At 64.7% G+C, this 16,868-nt stretch carries 12 protein-coding genes; 6 read left to right on the top strand and 6 right to left on the bottom strand.

Going from position 1 to position 16,868, the window contains the following annotated elements; translation table 11 throughout:
• Nucleotides 1–53 precede the first annotated feature (53 nt).
• Entirely contained in the window at nt 54–2,702 is a 2,649-nt protein-coding gene (gene alaS, locus GGQ93_RS07545) for an alanine--tRNA ligase (protein ID WP_183216141.1), read from the top strand.
• Nucleotides 2,703–2,841: 139 nt separating this feature from the next.
• On the opposite strand, the gene GGQ93_RS07540 is transcribed toward alaS, so the two are convergent.
• The 3 genes from GGQ93_RS07540 to GGQ93_RS07530 all read right to left on the bottom strand — a co-directional run bounded on the left by GGQ93_RS07540 (nt 2,842) and on the right by GGQ93_RS07530 (nt 5,451).
• Nucleotides 2,842–3,393: a DUF2939 domain-containing protein gene (locus GGQ93_RS07540; protein WP_183216138.1), complete on the bottom strand. Its 552-nt coding sequence runs from the start codon at nt 3,391–3,393 to the stop codon at nt 2,842–2,844.
• 45 nt (nt 3,394–3,438) lie between these two features.
• Nucleotides 3,439–4,020, bottom strand: a complete 582-nt coding sequence (locus GGQ93_RS07535; protein WP_183216136.1) for a DUF2939 domain-containing protein — start codon at nt 4,018–4,020, stop codon at nt 3,439–3,441.
• Between the two features lie 210 nt (nt 4,021–4,230).
• Nucleotides 4,231–5,451 (bottom strand): NADP-dependent isocitrate dehydrogenase, encoded by a 1,221-nt coding sequence (locus GGQ93_RS07530; protein WP_183216134.1) that lies wholly within the window; start codon nt 5,449–5,451, stop codon nt 4,231–4,233.
• Between the two features lie 308 nt (nt 5,452–5,759).
• On the opposite strand from GGQ93_RS07530, the gene GGQ93_RS07525 reads away from it, so the two are divergent.
• From GGQ93_RS07525 to GGQ93_RS07515, 3 genes are read left to right on the top strand one after another with little or no spacing between them, the layout of a single operon-like run.
• Nucleotides 5,760–5,972 (top strand): hypervirulence associated TUDOR domain-containing protein, encoded by a 213-nt coding sequence (locus GGQ93_RS07525; RefSeq protein ID WP_183216132.1) that lies wholly within the window; start codon nt 5,760–5,762, stop codon nt 5,970–5,972.
• Nucleotides 5,969–7,117 (top strand): DUF1176 domain-containing protein, encoded by a 1,149-nt coding sequence (locus tag GGQ93_RS07520; RefSeq protein WP_183216130.1) that lies wholly within the window; start codon nt 5,969–5,971, stop codon nt 7,115–7,117. Before GGQ93_RS07525 ends, GGQ93_RS07520 begins: the two co-directional genes overlap by 4 nt.
• The gene (locus GGQ93_RS07515) at nt 7,066–8,025 is read left to right on the top strand and encodes an NAD(P)/FAD-dependent oxidoreductase (protein WP_183216128.1); all 960 of its coding nucleotides are present in this window, start codon (nt 7,066–7,068) and stop codon (nt 8,023–8,025) included. The genes GGQ93_RS07520 and GGQ93_RS07515 overlap by 52 nt, the downstream gene beginning before the upstream one ends.
• Nucleotides 8,026–8,034: 9 nt before the next feature.
• On the opposite strand, the gene GGQ93_RS07510 is transcribed toward GGQ93_RS07515, so the two are convergent.
• Together GGQ93_RS07510 and glmM are read right to left on the bottom strand one after the other, a co-directional pair.
• On the bottom strand, nt 8,035–9,870 hold the full coding sequence (locus GGQ93_RS07510; RefSeq protein WP_183216126.1) for a DUF885 domain-containing protein: 1,836 nt from the start codon (nt 9,868–9,870) through the stop codon (nt 8,035–8,037).
• Between the two features lie 248 nt (nt 9,871–10,118).
• A complete protein-coding gene (gene glmM, locus GGQ93_RS07505) occupies nt 10,119–11,468 on the bottom strand; it encodes a phosphoglucosamine mutase (protein WP_183216123.1) in 1,350 nt (449 codons plus the stop codon).
• Nucleotides 11,469–11,634: 166 nt separating this feature from the next.
• Here glmM and glmS point away from each other — a divergent pair, with 166 nt between their 5' ends.
• Nucleotides 11,635–13,449 (top strand): glutamine--fructose-6-phosphate transaminase (isomerizing), encoded by a 1,815-nt coding sequence (gene glmS / locus GGQ93_RS07500; RefSeq protein WP_183216121.1) that lies wholly within the window; start codon nt 11,635–11,637, stop codon nt 13,447–13,449.
• A 171-nt stretch (nt 13,450–13,620) separates the two neighbouring features.
• On the opposite strand, the gene GGQ93_RS07495 is transcribed toward glmS, so the two are convergent.
• Entirely contained in the window at nt 13,621–14,457 is an 837-nt protein-coding gene (locus tag GGQ93_RS07495) for a phytanoyl-CoA dioxygenase family protein (RefSeq protein WP_182713351.1), read from the bottom strand.
• 125 nt (nt 14,458–14,582) lie between these two features.
• Between GGQ93_RS07495 and GGQ93_RS07490 the strand changes: the two genes are divergently transcribed.
• Nucleotides 14,583–16,781 carry a glycosyltransferase gene (locus tag GGQ93_RS07490; RefSeq protein WP_183216119.1) on the top strand — a complete coding sequence of 733 codons (2,199 nt, stop codon included), beginning with the start codon at nt 14,583–14,585 and terminating at the stop codon, nt 16,779–16,781.
• The last annotated feature ends 87 nt before the right edge of the window (nt 16,782–16,868 follow it).

Below are 16,868 nucleotides of genomic sequence, written 5' to 3'. Positions count from 1 at the left end.
AACCCTATATGACGCCGGTTCCTTAGCGACCGCCGAGCCGAAGACACGCCCAAATGCCCAGCCTGAACGAGATCCGCGCCACCTATCTGAACTTCTTCGCGGCCGACGGTCACGAGAAGGTTCACTCGGCGCCGCTGGTGCCGCAGAACGATCCGTCCCTGCTGTTCGTCAACGCCGGCATGGTGCCGTTCAAGGACTATTTCACCGGCGCGTCCAAGCCGCCCTATCCGCGCGCCACCAGTTCGCAGAAATGCGTCCGCGCCGGGGGCAAGCACAATGACCTGGACAATGTCGGCTACACCGCCCGCCACCTGACCTTCTTCGAGATGCTGGGTAACTTCTCCTTCGGCGACTATTTCAAGGAACACGCCATTGACCGGGCGTGGAAACTGGTGACCCAGGACTTCGATCTGGATCCCAAGCGCCTGCTGGTCACCGTCTATATCGATGACGACGAGGCCGCCGCCATCTGGAAGAAGGTCACCGGCTTCTCCGACGACAAGATCATCCGCATCGCCGGCTCGGACAATTTCTGGGCCATGGGCGACTCAGGCCCCTGCGGCCCCTGCACCGAGATCTTCTGGGACCACGGCGATAAGATCGCCGGCGGCCCTCCCGGCTCGCCGGACGAGGACGGCGACCGCTTCGTGGAGATCTGGAACAACGTCTTCATGCAGTTCGAGAAGGAGAACGACCAGATCGTTCGCAACCTTCCCAAGCCCAGCGTCGACACCGGCATGGGTCTGGAGCGGATGACCACCGTGCTCCAGGGCGTGCATTCGGTGTTCGAGACCGACCTGTTCAAGACCCTGATCGCCGCCTCGGAAGAGGCCACCTCGACCAAGGCCGCCGGCGACCAGGCCGCCAGCCACCGGGTCATCGCCGACCACCTGCGCTCCTCCTCCTTCCTGATCGCCGACGGCGTGACCCCGTCGAACGAAGGCCGGGGCTATGTGCTGCGCCGGATCATGCGCCGCGCCATGCGCCACGCCCATCTGCTGGGCGCGGCCGACCCGCTGATGCACCGTCTGGTCCCCACCTTGGTCGATCAGATGGGCGACGCCTATCCTGAACTGGCCCGCGCCCAGGCCTTCATCGAGGACACGCTGAAACAGGAAGAGGTGCGGTTCCGCACCACCCTCGGCCGGGGCATGGCCCTGTTCGACACGGCGGTTCAGGGCTTCAAGCCGGGCGACATGCTGGACGGCCAGACCGCCTTCACCCTGTCCGACACCTACGGCTTCCCGCTGGACCTGACCCAGGACGAGGCGCGTCGTCGCGGCTTTTCGGTCAATGTCGACGGGTTCGAGGCCGCCATGGCCGAACAGCGCCAGCGCTCGCGCGAGAACTGGAAGGGCTCGGGCCAGTCGGCCAACGCCGGCGAATGGCTGGCCGTGCGCGACCGCATGGGGCCGACCGTCTTCACCGGCTATGACTCCATCGACGGCTCGGGCGAAGTCCTGGCCCTCATGAACGGCGGCGCGCCGGTCGAGGCGGCCGAGGCGGGCGAGATCGTCGAGGTCTTGTTCGACACGACCCCCTTCTACGCCGAAAGCGGGGGTCAGACCGGCGACCAGGGCACGCTGGAATGGCCGGGCGGGGAGGCCGAGGTGCTGGACGTCAAGAAGCACGCCGGCGACCTGCACGTCCTGTCGGTCCAGATCACGGCCGGCCGGCTGGAGATGGGCGCTCGCGTCGCCCAACAGGTGGACGCCGACAAGCGTATGACCACCCGCGCCAACCACTCGGCCGCCCACCTGCTGCACACGGCCCTGAAGAATGTGCTGGGCGCGGCCGTGGCCCAGAAGGGCCAGCTGGTCGATTCCGAGCGCGCCCGCTTCGACTTCAGCCACGGCGCCCCCGTGACCGAGGACGAGCTGGCCGCCATCGAGGCCGAGGTCAACGCCGTCATCCGCCAGAACGTCCCGGCGGAGACGAAGCTGATGGCCCCCGCCGACGCCATCGCCGCCGGCGCCATCGCCCTGTTCGGCGAAAAATACGGCGACGAAGTCCGGGTGCTGACGCTGGGCCGGTCGCTGACCAGCGACAATGCTCCCTACTCAGTCGAACTGTGCGGCGGCACCCACGTCGCCCGCACCGGCGACATCGGCCTGTTCAAGATCGTTCAGGAGACCGGCGTCGCCGCCGGCGTCCGCCGTATCGAGGCCCTGACCGGCGAGGCGGCCCGCCTCTATCTGGAAGCCCAGGCCGGCGTGACCCGCAAGCTGGCCCGCGACTTCAAGATCCAGACCCCCGACGTGCTCCCTCGGGTCGAGGCCCTGCAAGGCTCGGTCAAGGCGCTGGAGAAACAGGTCGCCGAGCTGAAGAAGCAGCTGGCCCTGGGCGGCGGCTCGGGTGCGTCCTCCGCGCCGGAAGAGATCGGCGGGATCAAGCTGATGGCCCGCGTCCTGGACGGAGTGGACGGCAAGGGTCTGCGCGGCGTGGCCGAGGACTTCCGCAAACAGGTCGGAACCGGCGTCGTCGCCTTGATCGGCGTCACTGAGGGCAAGGCCGCCGTCACCGTCGCCGTCACCTCTGATTTGACCGACCGCGTCAACGCCGCCGACCTGGCCCGCGCCGCCGTGATCGCCATGGGCGGACAAGGCGCCGGCGGCAAGCCCGACTTCGCCCAAGGCGGCGCTCCCGACGGCTCCAAGGCCGAAGAGGGCCTGGCCGCCGTCCGCGAGGCGCTGAAGGGTTGAGCACACCCCGACCCTCTCCCGCCTGCGGGAGAGGTGTTGCGTCGATCGCGAAGCGATCCAGCGACGGAGAGGGAAGTTCTCAGGAAATGAGACTTCCCCCATCGTCAGCCGTCTTGCTCCGCGCGAGCGATCGCCGCGCCTAGCCCATCGGGTCCGGCGTCAGATCCACCCCCGCCAGTTTCCAGCTCAACGGCCCCCGCCGCTCCATGATCAGCACCAGGGGGTCGTCGGGTCGGTCGTCGCGGGTCAGGGTGACGGCGAACCGGTTGACGCCGCGATAGGCCCAGGATTGGTGAATCCGCTCCTTCGGCGTCGCCGGCGTGTCGGCCGACGGGACCGGTTTCTCGGGCCGGGGCTTGTCGCCCGACCGGACCATGGCGGCTACGCCCTCCGGCGTGACCAGGCCGTCCACGGCGCCCTCGACCAGGGACGGGGCCAGCATCATGCCCAGGGCGGCCAGGGCCCGGTTCTCGCCGGTCCGGTCGCGAATCTCCATCGCCGCCCGGGCGTTCAGCTCGGCCTTCAGACTGGCCCTGAAGGCCGGGAAGTCCACCGTCTGCTCCAGGCCGGCCACATCCCCCATCCGCGCAGCCCGGATCAGCCTTTGGGCCGCCACGAAGGGCGAGATGAAACAGGCGACCAGGGCCAGTCCCAGAACGGCCGCGACCAGACCAATGGCGATCTTCTTCATGGGTGCTCCTTCAGTCGAAACGTCGAGACGGGCGGGATGTTGCGTCTAGGGTTTCGACGAGGGCTCGGCCGGCCTGGGCGCGGCGGGCGCCGCCCCGTCGGGCAGACCGATCTGGACCAGCACCCATTCGAACGGCCCCCGCCGTTCGAAGGTGAAGACGGTGCGCGATCCGCCCTGGTCCTGAACCGCCATCCGCGCCCGGTTCACGCTCCAGAACACCGGCCGAGGCCAGGGCTTGGGTGTGTTCGCCTCCGCCGGGTGCGCAACCGCTCCGGACCACTGGCTGGCGTAGCGCCCCTCGCCCCGCGTCAGGGCCGAGATGGCCGCCGGGGTCAGATAGGCGTCCACGTCTGGCGCGTTCAGCACCGGGTTCCGTTCCATCTGGCGCCTTACCGCCCCGATCGGGTCTTCCAGGAAGGAGGGCGCCGGCGCCTGAACCCCGCCGCTCAGCTGCGGCCGCAACGACTGGCGAACGGCCTGGAAGTCGATCAGCCGGGTCAGGCCCTGGACGTCGCCCGCCTCCGCCGCCGACCGGATGGCGAAAAAGCCCACCGCCGGCGCCGCAAAAAAGGCCGCGACCGCCGTCACGAGCGCCAGAACCACCAGATTGCCGAACAACCGTTTCACGTCGCTTCCCCCACCCTGGGCCCGATCATGCACGGCCCACCGGAGGACGCAACGAAAAGCCCCGCCGGACGGATCCGGCGGGGCTGTCTCTCTCTCTCTCTTGGTGTCCTACCGCGCTTCGCTCTGCTTGAGGACGGCTGTTGTCCTGCCGCGCTTTGCGCGGCTTGAGGATGCTCGCTGTCCTGCCGCGCTGACGGCTTGAGGACGGGCTCAGCCGACGTCCGGCAGGGCGGCCTTCAGGTTTTCGGCGACCTTGTCGAGGAAGCCCTCGGTGGTCAGCCAGCCCTGTTGATCGCCGACCAGCAGGGCCAGGTCCTTGGTCATGTCGCCCGACTCCACGGTCTCGACGACCACCTTCTCCAGGGTGTCGGCGAAGACGCCCAGGGCCTCGTTGCCGTCCAGCTTGGCGCGGTGTTTGAAGCCGCGGGTCCAGGCGAAGATCGAGGCGATCGAGTTGGTCGAGGTGGCCTCGCCCTTCTGGTGCTGGCGATAGTGGCGGGTCACGGTGCCGTGGGCGGCTTCCGTCTCCAGCACCTTGCCGTCCGGCGTCATCAGGACCGAGGTCATCAGACCCAGAGAGCCGAAGCCCTGGGCCACGACGTCCGACTGAACGTCCCCGTCGTAGTTCTTGCACGCCCAGACGAAGCCGCCCGACCATTTGATCGCGGCCGCGACCATGTCGTCGATCAGGCGGTGCTCATAGGTCAGGCCGCGCTTCTTGAACTCCTCGGCGTATTCGGCGTCGAACACCTCCTGGAAAATGTCCTTGAAGCGGCCGTCATAGGCTTTCAGGATCGTGTTCTTGGTCGACAGATAGACCGGATAGTTGCGCGCCAGGCCGTAGGCGAAGGAGGCGTGGGCGAAGTCGCGGATCGAGTCGTCCAAGTTGTACATGCCCATGGCGACGCCGGCGCCCGGCGACTTGAACACCTCATGCTCGATCACCTGGCCGTCGTCGCCGACGAACTTGATCGACAGGGTGCCGGCGCCCGGCATCAGGAAGTCGGTGGCCTTGTACTGGTCGCCGAAGGCGTGACGGCCGACGACGATCGGCTGGGTCCAGCCCGGCACTAGGCGCGGCACGTTCGAGCAGATGATCGGCTCGCGGAAGACCACGCCGCCCAGGATGTTGCGGATGGTGCCGTTCGGCGACTTCCACATCTTCTTCAGGCCGAACTCCTTCACCCGGGCCTCGTCCGGGGTGATGGTGGCGCACTTCACGCCGACGCCGTGCTTCTGGATGGCGTGGGCCGCGTCGATCGTCACCTGATCGTCGGTGGCGTCGCGGTTCTCCATGCCCAGGTCGTAATAGTCCAGCTCGAGATCCAGGAACGGGAAGACCAGCTTGTCCTTGATCATCTGCCAGATGATGCGGGTCATTTCGTCGCCGTCGATGTCGACGATGGGGTTTTCGACCTTGATCTTGGCCATGCGTGCGGTCCGCCTGTGACTGTGGGGAAGGGAATGTCGTGGCGGCGGTATAGCGAGGCCAAGCGCCCGCGCAAACCCCGCCGCCCATCGTCGGCGCGCGGAATAACGCAGATCCCGCCTGAACCCTTTGGCGCGCCCGGGCTTCTCTTTGGCTCAGCAACAGACACGGACGTCAGGATGACGGAGGAAGAGCGCCGACTGGTGGATCAGTGGATCATCACCTTCTGCGAGGCGCCGCCGGTGGTCGATGCGGAACTGATGCGCAGGCTGATCGCTGAGCAGGAAACGATGCAGCAGGAAGCGAAACCATGTCGGACAAGACATTCAAGGCCGGCGACAAGGTGAAATGGGACCACAGCCAGGGCGTGACGACCGGCAAGGTGGTCAAGAAGGTGACCTCCGAAACCAGGATCAAGGGCCACAAGGTTGCGGCCTCCGAGGACAATCCGGAGTATATCGTCGAAAGCGCCAAGACCGGCGCACGCGCGGCGCACAGGCCGTCGGAGTTGAAGAAGGCATGAAGCTGAACGCACTGTCGCGCGGCGTCCCCCTGTCCGCGGTTGTTCTGGCTGCGCTCGCCATTGCCGGATGCGGCGATAAGGATGCGGCCGAGACCCCTGCTGCGCCTAAGGCCGCCAGTACGGCGGCGCCCGCCGTCGCCGCGCCGGTGCTGCAAATTCGCCCCGAGACCAAGACCTTCCGCGACTGGCGCGCCACCTGCGGCAATGACGGAACCTGCTGGGCCTTCGGCTTCGCGCCCGAGTTCGCCGCCGGCTGGGTCCGTATCGCCCTGGCGCCCGGACCGGACGCCCAGCCGCAAATCCTGTTTGGCTACTGGCCCGACGGCGACGCCAAGGGCGCCAACCCCCTCGGCTTGACCATCGACGGCCGCGCTTATCCGGCCGCGCTCAGCGAGGCGAGCAACGCCGACGCGCCCATCGGCGAAATCCGCACTGGGGTCCGCGGCGCCCTTGACGCCCTTGCCCAGGGAAAGGTCATGACCATTCGCGGGGCTTCCACCCAGGAAGTCTCGCTGCACGGCGCCGCAGCCGCCCTGTTGTGGATCGACGAGAAACAGGGCCGTCTGGACACGCCCACCGCCCTGATCCGACGCGGCTCCCGTCCGGCCGCCCTCGTTCCGGTCGCGCCGCCGCTGCCGACCGTCACCCCCGCTCCGGCCGTGGACCAGTCGGGGTTCGGTGATCAGAACCAGCGCGTGCCCGCCGCGCTGCGCGCCCGCACCGAGGTCGGAAACTGCCTGAAAGCGTCCGCCATGCCCGCCGTCAGCGACATGGTCATGTCCGCCCGACTTGACGCGCGGACCGAGCTGTGGGGCGTGCCCTGCGGCGCAGGCGCCTATAACGTAACTCACAACTGGTATCTGACGGGGCCGGGCGGCCGCGATCCTCGTCCTGCGATCCTCGCCGGAACGGAAGGCCCAGGCTCCGATCCGGTCATGCCCGACAATGCGACCGTCAACGGCGCCTATGATCCGAAGACCCGCACCCTGTCGGCCTTCGCCAAGGGGCGCGGCATCGGCGACTGCGGCGCGGCCCAGACCTGGGCCTGGACCGGGCAGGGCTTCACACTGACGCAGGAAAGCGTCATGGGCGAATGCGCCGGCGTGCCATCCGATCTGTGGCCCGTCGCCTGGCGCACGCGGTGAACGACCCGGAGGTTCTGATCATCGGCGCCGGTCCGGCCGGCCTGACGGCGGCGACCTATCTGGGCCGGTTTCGTCGGCGCACCCTGGTGGCGGACGGCGGCGCGCCTCGCGCCAGCTGGATTCCGCTCAGCCACAATATGCCGGGCTTTCCGGCGGGCGTCACTGGCGCGGGTATTCTGAAGCGGATGCGCGAACAGGCTGAAGAATACGGCGCCGTCATCACGCCGGGTCTTATCGATCGCCTGACCCACGACGGCGAGCGTTTCATCGCAGAGAGGGATGGCCGATCTGTTCGCGCCCGCGCCGTTCTTCTGGCGACGGGAGTCGTCGATCATCATCCTGACTTGCCGGGCGTCGAAGCGGCGGTGCGCAGGGCGCTGGTCCGCATCTGTCCGATCTGCGACGGCTATGAGGCCGTCGGCAAGGCCGTCGCGATCATCGGCCAAAGCGACAAGGGCGCCCGTGAAGCCGCCTTCATGCGCACCTATTCCGATCGGGTGACACTGATCCACATCGGGCCGCCTCACGCGCTCAGCCGTCCTGACGAGCTGGAACGGCTCGGCGTCGAACTGATCCTGGCGCCGTTGGACTCGATCGACATCGAAAACGACCGGGTGACGGCCCTGAGCTATGGCGGCCAGAGCCGCGCCTTCGACCTCGTCTACTCCGCCTTGGGCGCGTCGCCCAACGCCGATCTGGCGAGGGGGCTCGGCGCCCGGCTGGCCGCCGACGGCCGGCTGGAAGTCGATCTGCATCAGGCCGCCAGCGTGCCCGGCCTCTACGCCGCCGGCGACGTGGTGCGCGGCCTCAACCAGATCGCCGTGGCCACGGCGGAGGCGGCCGTCGCCGCCACCGACATCCACAACCGCCTGCGTCGGCTCGACGGACAGACCGTCTCCGACGGTTAGGGCCCAACACTAGGCTTGGGTGGCGATCCAGCCGTCCACGATCCGCTCCAGCACCGACAGGGGCACGCCCCCGGCGGCCAAGGCCGTGTCGTGGAAGCCCTTCAGGTCGAACTTGGCGCCGAGGCTGGTCCTGGCCTTTTCGCGCAACCGCACCCATTCGTTATGGCCGACCTTGTAGGCGCAGGCCTGGCCCGGCCAGCCGCAATAGCGCTCGACCTCGGACACGGCGGCCCCTTCCTGATCGCCGTAGGACTCCATCATGTACTGGATGCCCTGTTCGCGGCTCCAGCCCTTGGAATGGATGCCGGTGTCCACCACCAGACGGGCGGAGCGGAACATCAGCGACTGGATATAGCCGATCTGGCCCACCGGATCGTTCTCATAGGCGCCCAGTTCGTCGGCCAGCTGTTCGGCGTACAGACCCCAGCCTTCCACATAGCTGGAGAAGCCCAGCAGGTTCATATATTTGGGCGCCGCCTCGCTCTCCTGCTGCAGACTGATCTGCAGATGGTGGCCCGGCGCGGCCTCGTGATAGGTAAGGGTCGGCAGGGTCCAGGACGGCCATTCCGCCGTGTCCTTCAGATTGATCCAGTAGATGCCCGGCCGCGACCCATCCAGACTCGGCGAGTTGTAGTAGCCCATGGGCGCGCCAGCCTCGACCGCAGGCGGGACGCGCTTGATCTGGACCGAAGCCTTGGGCAGGCGGCCGAAGGCGCCGGGCAGACGGGCCTGCATGTCGGCCATCTGGGCGTTCAGCTTCTCGATCAGCTCGGCCTTTCCGGCGTCGGTGTTCGGATAGACGTATTTCGGGTCCTGGCCGAGCGCGCGGATCCGTTCCGCCACGGCGCCCTGGGTCAGCCCCTGGGCCTTCAGCAGGGTGTCCGCGCGGGCGGTCAGCTCGGCCATCTGGGCGCGGCCGGTGCGATGAATCTCGTCCGCCGTCAGCCGGGTGGTGGTGATGAAGCGCAGGCTGTTGGCGTAATACTGCTGGCCCTGCGGCAGGCGGCGGACCGAGGCCTCGTGCCCGGCGCGCGGCAGGGCGGCCTTCAGCAGGGCGTTCTGGGCCGACAGGGCGGGATAGACCTTTTGGGTCAGCAGGGCCTCGACCTGGGCGCCCCAGTCCCCCGACAGGCCCTTGGCCCGCGTGCGGTCCACGACCGAGGCGACCATGGGCGAGGCGGCGGCGGCGGTGGCCAGAATCCCGTCCTGCTGGGCGATGGCCTTGGCCAGGATGAAGTCCGGCGGGATCACGCCCAGGGCGTAGTCCTCGCGCAGACGTTCGGTCTCGGCGGTCAGGACGTCGGCGAAGGCGGCGACGCGGGCCACATAGGCGTCGGCGTCCTCGGCCGTCTGGATCGTATGCTGGTTGGCCAGGAAGTCCGGCGTCGACTGATAGGCCCCGCCCTGCTGGCTGACGCGGTAGGGGTTGGGCCATCCGCCCTGGCCGTAGGGGATGGCGAAGGTGGCGATCACCCCGTCCAGATTGTCGGCGATGGTGTCGTAAGAGATGCCGTCCTGGGCGTCCATGGACGACCGATCCAGAGCGCCGAGCGCGGTCCGCTGGGCTCTGGTGAAGGCGCGGAACTTCTCCTCGTTCTCGGCAGTCGGAACGGTCAACTGCGACTTGGCGGCCGCGCGCGCGCCGGCGTCCAGGCCGAAGGCGGTCACGGTTTCGGGACTGAGGTCCAGGGTCTTTTCGAACGCCTGGTCCATGAAGGCGGCCAGGGCGGCCTTGGACTGGGCGGCGTCGCCGGCCGGGGCGTTCAGCGCAAACGCCTGGCCGTGGGCGGCGGCGAGACCCGCGCCCGCAGCGGCGGACAGAAGAAGGCGGCGACGGTCGATCATGGAAGGCCCCAGCGAGTATGTCTGACCCCAATGGAGCGCCGGTCGTCTCGACCCGCAAGTGAAATCGCGGACAGGCGCAGACCACCTTCCCCCGCTTGCGGGGGAAGTGTCAGCTCGTAGAGAGCAGCGAGACGGCTGACGATGGGGGAAGTTCCGCCTCTTAAAGAAAGAAGACTTCCCCCTCCGACCCTGGTTCGCTTCGCGAACGCCGGGCCTCCTCCCCCGCAAGCGGGAGAGGGTCTTGAAAGTCACCCCGCCGCCTTCACCGCCGCCGAAACCTCCGACACCACCCGTTTGACCAGGGCCGCATCGTCGCCTTCCGCCATGACCCGGATCAGCTTCTCCGTGCCCGAGGGCCGCACCAGCAGCCGCCCCGAGCCGTTCAGCGCCGCCTCGGCCTCGGCGATGGCCGCCTTGACCTTTTCGTTCTCAAGCGGTTTCGCGGCGGTGAAGCGGACATTCTCCAGCTTCTGCGGCACCGGGTCGAACTGGCGGGCCAGTTCGCTCATCGGCTTGCCGGACTCGACCAGGACCGCCAGCACCTGCAGCGCCGCCATCAGGCCGTCGCCGGTGGTGGCGTGGTCGTGCAGGATGATGTGCCCCGACTGTTCGCCGCCGATGTTGAAACCACCCTCGCGCATCCGCTCCATCACATAGCGGTCGCCGACCTTGGTCCGCTCCAGCGTCAGGCCTTGCGACTTCAGTTTGCGCTCCAGCCCCAGGTTCGACATGACGGTGGCGACCACCCCGCCGCCCGCCAGCCGGCCGCGCCGGGCCCAGTCCAGGCCGACCAGGGCCATGATCTGGTCGCCGTCCACCACCTGGCCCTTCTCGTCGCAGATGATGACCCGGTCGGCGTCCCCGTCCAGGGCGATGCCGATGTCGGCGCGGTAGCGTTTGACCGCCTCGACCAGGGTTTGCGGGTGGGTGGAGCCGCATTCGGCGTTGATATTGGTCCCGTTCGGGGCCACCCCCACGGGGAAGACCTCGGCCCCCAGTTCGAACAGGGTGGTGGGCGCGACCTTGTAGCCGGCGCCGTTGGCGCAATCGACGGCGATCCGCAGCCCCTGCAGGCTCAGCCGCTTGGGGAAGGCCTGTTTGGCGATCTCGATGTAACGGGCCTGGGCGTCGTCGATCCGCTTGACCCGACCCAGCTTGTTCGACGGCGCCAGCCCCTGGTCCAGACCGTCGTCCATCAGGGCTTCGATCTTCAGCTCGATCTCGTCCGACAGCTTGTAGCCGTCCGGCCCGAACAGCTTGATCCCGTTATCGGCATAGTCATTGTGCGAGGCTGAGATCATCACCCCCAGGTCGGCGCGCATCGACCGGGTCAGCATGGCCACCCCCGGCGTCGGCACCGGGCCGAAGGTGCGCACGTCCATGCCCACTGAGGCGAAACCGGCGACCAGGGCCGGCTCGATCGTATAACCCGACAGGCGCGTGTCCTTGCCGATCACCACCAGATGGCGACGGTCGTCGCCGGTGCGGAACAGTTTCCCGGCGGCCAGCCCCACGCGCAGCGCGACCTCGGCCGTCATCGGATAGGTGTTGGCGCGCCCGCGAATGCCGTCGGTGCCGAAATATTTCCTGTCGCCCAAGGCGTCGTCCTTCGTTTCGGGTAACGTTCCGAAACCCCATTTTTGATGCAGTCCGCCTTAAGATTGCCTAGACGGCCGGTGGGGCTCGATGCGTGGCTTAGCCCCGGATCGCCGCCAGTGCAAAGCGGCGCCCTTCTGTTTCCTTCCTCTTCGGAGTTCCCAGCGCATGTGCGGCATCATCGGCGTCACCGGCAATGGACCCGTCGTTCCCCGGCTGATCGACAGCCTGAAACGGCTGGAATACCGAGGCTATGACTCCGCCGGAGTCGCCGCCGTTGTGGACGGCGCGGTCGAGCGCCGGCGCGCCCAGGGCAAGATCCGCAATCTGGAAGCCGTCCTGGCCGAAGCGCCGCTGAAGGCCACGGTCGGCATCGGCCACACCCGCTGGGCCACCCACGGCGCGCCCACCACCGCCAACGCCCACCCGCACAAGGCCGGCCGCGTCACCCTGGTCCACAACGGCATCATCGAGAACTTCGCCGAGCTGAAGGCGGAACTGGCCGCAGAGGGCCATGTCTTCGAAAGCCAGACCGACACCGAGGTCATCGCCCACCTGCTGGACGCCGAGCTCAACACTGGTCGTAGCCCCCTGGAGGCGTTCAAGATCACTCTGGACCGTCTGACCGGCGCCTACGCCCTCGCGGTGCTGATCGACGGCGAGGACGATCTGATCCTGGGCGCCCGCCGCGGCAGCCCCCTGGTCGTCGGCTGGGGCGAGGATGAAATGTATCTGGGCTCTGACGCCCTGGCCGTGGGGCCCTTCACCCAGAAGATCTCCTACCTGGAAGAGGGCGACTATGTCGCCGTCACCCGAACCGGCGCCCAGATGTTCGACGTCGCCGGCAAGCCGGTCGAACGCGCCGTCGTCCAGGTCTCGGCCTCCTCGGCCATGGTCGAGAAGGGCGAATACCGCCACTTCATGGAGAAGGAAATCCATGAACAGCCCGACAGCGTCCAGCACACCCTGTCGGAATACCTCGATCTGGTGACCGGAAAGGCCAAGACGAACGCCATCGACTTCGCCGCCGTCGAGCGGATTCAGATCGTGGCCTGCGGCACCGCCTTCTACGCCGGCCAGATCGGTCGCTATGCCTTTGAAAGGCTGGCGGGCCTGCCCTGCGACGTCGAGATCGCCTCCGAGTTCCGCTACCGCTCGCCGGCGGTGTCGCCCAAGACCTTGGCCGTCGCCGTCAGCCAGTCGGGGGAGACCGCCGACACCCTGGCCAGCCTGACCTGGTGCAAGGCCCAGGGACTGAAGACGGCCGCGGTGGTCAACGTCCACTCCTCCTCCATGGCGCGTGAGGCCGAGGTGCTGTGGCCCACCCATGCCGGGCCGGAGATCGGCGTCGCCTCGACCAAGGCCTTCACCGCCCAGGTCGCGGCCCTGCTGGCCCTGGCCGTCGCGGCCGGCGTGGCGCGTGGTCGGATCGACGCGGCCCAGGAGGCGGAACTGGTCAAGGCCCTGTTCGAAAGCCCTCGCCTGATCGCCGAAGCCCTGCGCATGGACGCCAGCATCCGCTCCGTGGTCCAGGATCTGGCCAAGGCCGACGACATCCTGTTCCTGGGCCGGGGCGCCATGTTCCCCCTGGCCATGGAGGGCGCTCTGAAGCTGAAGGAGATCAGCTATATCCACGCTGAGGGTTACGCCGCCGGCGAGCTGAAGCACGGCCCGATCGCCCTGATCGACGAGGAAACCCCGACCATCGCCCTGGCCCCCCTGGACGATGTGTTCGAAAAGACCGCCTCAAACCTGCAGGAAGTCGCCGCGCGCGGCGGCCCCGTAATCATGATCGCCCCGGAAAACGCCCCCGACCCGCACGGCGCCGGCATTCGCCGTATCCACGCCCCGGACTGCCACCCCCTGATCGCGCCCTTGGTTTACGCCGTGCCGATGCAGCTTCTGGCCTACTACACGGCCGTTCAGAAAGGCACGGACGTCGATCAGCCCCGCAATCTGGCCAAGTCCGTCACGGTGGAGTGACGCGCGGGTGATCAAAAAGCATACTTAGAATTAAACTATAGGTCGCGATTCAGCCTGAAATATCGTCAAGGGCTCGGCGGCAATCGGGATTGCATCCTTATTGATGAGTGCCCATCCGGCAAATTTATTGCATGGGCAGCTCGTTAAATTTCGCGGCTCAGGGCTAGTTTTCTATTTGATCGACAGCGGCGTTAGCTCGCCACGCAAAGTGTGACCGAGGTAAGCGCTGCCTCCTTTACCACGAAACAAGGCGCTCTGTGAAACGTCCTCAGCTCGCCAGTAATGAACGACCAAGCTATTACGGGTTCGGGCGAAGTCTTTGATCGGCGATCCGCCGTGGATTAGTTGACCGTGCCAGATTAGAACATCTCCCGGCTGCCCCTTGTAAAGCGTAACTTCGAGATTTCGCTTTTCGATTTCTCCTCGAATGTAATCGTGGCAGGCTGCCATCTCTGCTTCGATCGCGTTCAGTCGTCCATCCGAAAAACGGTATGGTGGAATTTGATGGCTTCCCGGGTAGAAGAAGATCGGGCCATTTTGGTCGTCAACTGGATCTAAGGTGATGCTTGCCGCCACCATGCCTTCGTCTTTCGGAGGGGGCATGTACCAGCTGTCTATGTGTGCATCCTGTTGGCTGCCCCGTTCGAAATTGAGAGAGTTGCATATCATGGGTTCGCCATTGAGCAGCTCAGCTAGGACAGGCTTAAGTCTCCTTGACAGCGCAACATTGCGGATTTGTTCGCTGTAAAGGAATAGATTGTTCAGCTTGTAGGCTTCGGATCTCACTGACGGCGGGGCCTCATTCATCGAAAAGCAGCGACCCGCGTGCGGTCCAGTGATGACATCTACTTGGTGTGGGTTGCCCATGGGGTTCGCCCACTGCCAATCAACAGCCTTTCTTACGGCCGCCATCTCCGTCGGGCTTATGGCCTTCTTGAGATGCAGATAACCCTGATCTTTCCATATTTTCTGCTGTGCTGCAGAAAGCGATCGAAACGCGTTGAACATTGAGTGGCTCCCGAGAAGGCATATTAACGAGCGCGGGATTTCCGTTCAACCGTATCTGCAGCAGTTGTCTCATGCCGCAAGGCATCTAAAAGGGATGAGCAATGACAGGGACCCGTAGACAGGTGTTGAGTTACAAAATCGCTGGCGGGTGGGCCAAGGCACTGGAGAGGCTCAGGAAGTCCAACAATACCGTTCATCGTGACGAGGGGGTGGCTGCTTTGAGGGCGGGGCGTCCTCTGGAAGCTATAGATGCGCTTCGCAGGCATCTCGCTGTGCGCCCTCATGATGGTCACAGTTGGGTGCGCTTGGGAAATGCGCTGAAGGACACCGGCCGCTACGACGAGGCGGAGGCAGCCTATGAAAGAGGCTGCAAGCTCAAGCCGCGCTCGTCCAATGCTTGGCTGAGGCGCGCTTATCTCGCAAAATTTTCCGGCCACAATGAACGAGCTGCGGCTTTCTTCCGTCGGAGCTTCGAGCTTGACGGCAATTCGGAAGCTGGGCGGGAGCTTCTTAGAATGGGTGAGCACGGCGCGTCAGTCCGAGATGCGCCGGATATCGTCGGGTGCATCGACGGTCTCGTCGCGAATTCGATTTTCGGCTGGTGTGTGGACCCCGATGGGCCCGAAGGTCCGGCCGAGTTGGAATTTCTCCAAAACGGCTTGGTTGTCGGGGAGGGCAGGACATCGTTGCCGCGGCCAGACGTGGTGGCCGCCGGCTTTAGCAACACTCATGCTGGGTTTAGGATCGCGCTCAGCTCTGACTACCGAGCGGAGGCCGGCGCGGTGGTGGCTAGGTTGGCGCGCAGCAAACGGACCTTGGTAAACTCGCCGTACCAGCCTTCTGCAGACGATCATGTAGCCATATGGCTCAAGCGGTGGGACGGCTTGGCCAGCCATGAGCTAGAAGAGCTTTGCGATTCAATGGATCGTGAAACAGCTGGAAGTTTATTGTCCATTGTAATGCCCGTCTACAATACGCCCGTTGATTGGCTCAGACGGGCAATAAACAGCGTAATTTCACAGTTCTGTAGCAGGTGGGAGCTGCTGTGTGTAGATGATGCCTCCACAGAACCTCTGGTGCAACAAGTGTTGACTGAGTTTTCTGCTGTCGATTCCAGGATTAAGGTGATAAGAAGAGAGAAGAATGGCGGTGTGTCTGCGGCTGTGAATGATGGCATTCGACATGCGCGAGGAAAATATGTCGCCTTTCTCGACCATGATGATGCCCTAGAGCCGGAGGCTGTGTATAGGGTTCTGAAAGAATCACTGTCAGGTCACGATATTATATATACTGACGAAGTCATATGTGGTGAGGACATAGATGTTATATCTCAAGTTGTAGCTCGCCCCAGTTTTTCCTACGATTATTACATATCGCATCCATATTTTGTTCACTTTGTTTCTGTAAAAAGATCATTAGCTAAGAAGGTGGGCGGGTATGATCTAAAAATGAACATCTCTATGGACGTTGATTTTGTCCTGCGCATCTTGGAAAATTCGAAATCCGTGTCGCACATTCCTGTTCCGCTTTATCGGTGGAGGACGCACGATGGCAGTGCTGGTCATGAGAAAATCGACGCCGTAATGGACGCAACGCGACGTTCTTTAGAGCGACATCATGCCCGAACAAATAGTAGGGCTGAAGTGTCGAATGGACTAACGTTCAATACATTCCGCCATGATTTTCCTTCTTGCGCCAAATCTCTGATCATAATTCCGACAAAGAATCGCGTTGACCTGCTGAAGCCCTGCGTAGATTCTTTGTTGCTAACGACAGAATCTGACGTATTGATCGTCGATCATGATTCGAACGATCAGTCGACTTTGGATTACATGTCTCAACTTCCGAATCGTGTAAAAGTAATAAGGTATTCCGGACCGTTCAATTTTTCTGCAATGAATAACAGGGCAGTCGAAGAGGCGGGGAGTGGTTATGATCTCTACTTGTTTGCCAATAATGACGTCGAAGCGATCGAAGCTGGTTGGATTGAGCACATGCAGGGGCTTTGCCTTCGTGAGGATGTTGGGGCTGTAGGAGCGCTTCTCCTCTATTCTGATGGATCCGTTCAGCACGGCGGCGTTGTGCTGAATGTGGGTGGGCCTGCAGAGCACGTGTACAAGAATGCGCCCTCGAACCTTGGTGAGGGAAGGAACCCAGGGTATATAAGCGGCTTGGTTTCCGTGCGTGATTTTTCGGCTGTTACCGGTGCCTGTATGATGGTGCGCGCCGACATATTTAAGACGGTGGGCGGTTTTGATCCTCTCCTCGCAGTTGGATTTAATGACATAGATTTATGTCTGAGGATAAGAGAGGCGGTGACGTGACCCCCTGAAACTCCTCCAGGAATAGCTAGAGTCCGCCCAACGAAGGACGGACAGAATGAAGCGATCGAGGTTCACGGAAGAGCAGAT

Origin of the sequence: Brevundimonas aurantiaca, assembly GCF_014199955.1 — a bacterium.
GTDB lineage: Bacteria > Pseudomonadota > Alphaproteobacteria > Caulobacterales > Caulobacteraceae > Brevundimonas > Brevundimonas aurantiaca.
Note: the sequence above shows the minus strand (reverse complement) of the source record. Positions and strands in the feature narration are given on the sequence as shown.

Bases quoted from the DNA above. Each gene is read 5' to 3' on its own strand.
- GGQ93_RS07540 (WP_183216138.1), bottom strand. From the start codon at position 3,393: ATGAAGAAGATCGCCATTGGTCTGGTCGCGGCCGTTCTGGGACTGGCC.
- alaS (WP_183216141.1), top strand. From the start codon at position 54: ATGCCCAGCCTGAACGAGATCCGCGCCACCTATCTGAACTTCTTCGCG.
- GGQ93_RS07495 (WP_182713351.1), bottom strand. From the start codon at position 14,457: ATGTTCAACGCGTTTCGATCGCTTTCTGCAGCACAGCAGAAAATATGG.
- GGQ93_RS07525 (WP_183216132.1), top strand. From the start codon at position 5,760: ATGTCGGACAAGACATTCAAGGCCGGCGACAAGGTGAAATGGGACCAC.
- GGQ93_RS07520 (WP_183216130.1), top strand. From the start codon at position 5,969: ATGAAGCTGAACGCACTGTCGCGCGGCGTCCCCCTGTCCGCGGTTGTT.
- GGQ93_RS07515 (WP_183216128.1), top strand. From the start codon at position 7,066: ATGCGCCGGCGTGCCATCCGATCTGTGGCCCGTCGCCTGGCGCACGCG.
- GGQ93_RS07510 (WP_183216126.1), bottom strand. From the start codon at position 9,870: ATGATCGACCGTCGCCGCCTTCTTCTGTCCGCCGCTGCGGGCGCGGGT.
- glmS (WP_183216121.1), top strand. From the start codon at position 11,635: ATGTGCGGCATCATCGGCGTCACCGGCAATGGACCCGTCGTTCCCCGG.
- GGQ93_RS07530 (WP_183216134.1), bottom strand. From the start codon at position 5,451: ATGGCCAAGATCAAGGTCGAAAACCCCATCGTCGACATCGACGGCGAC.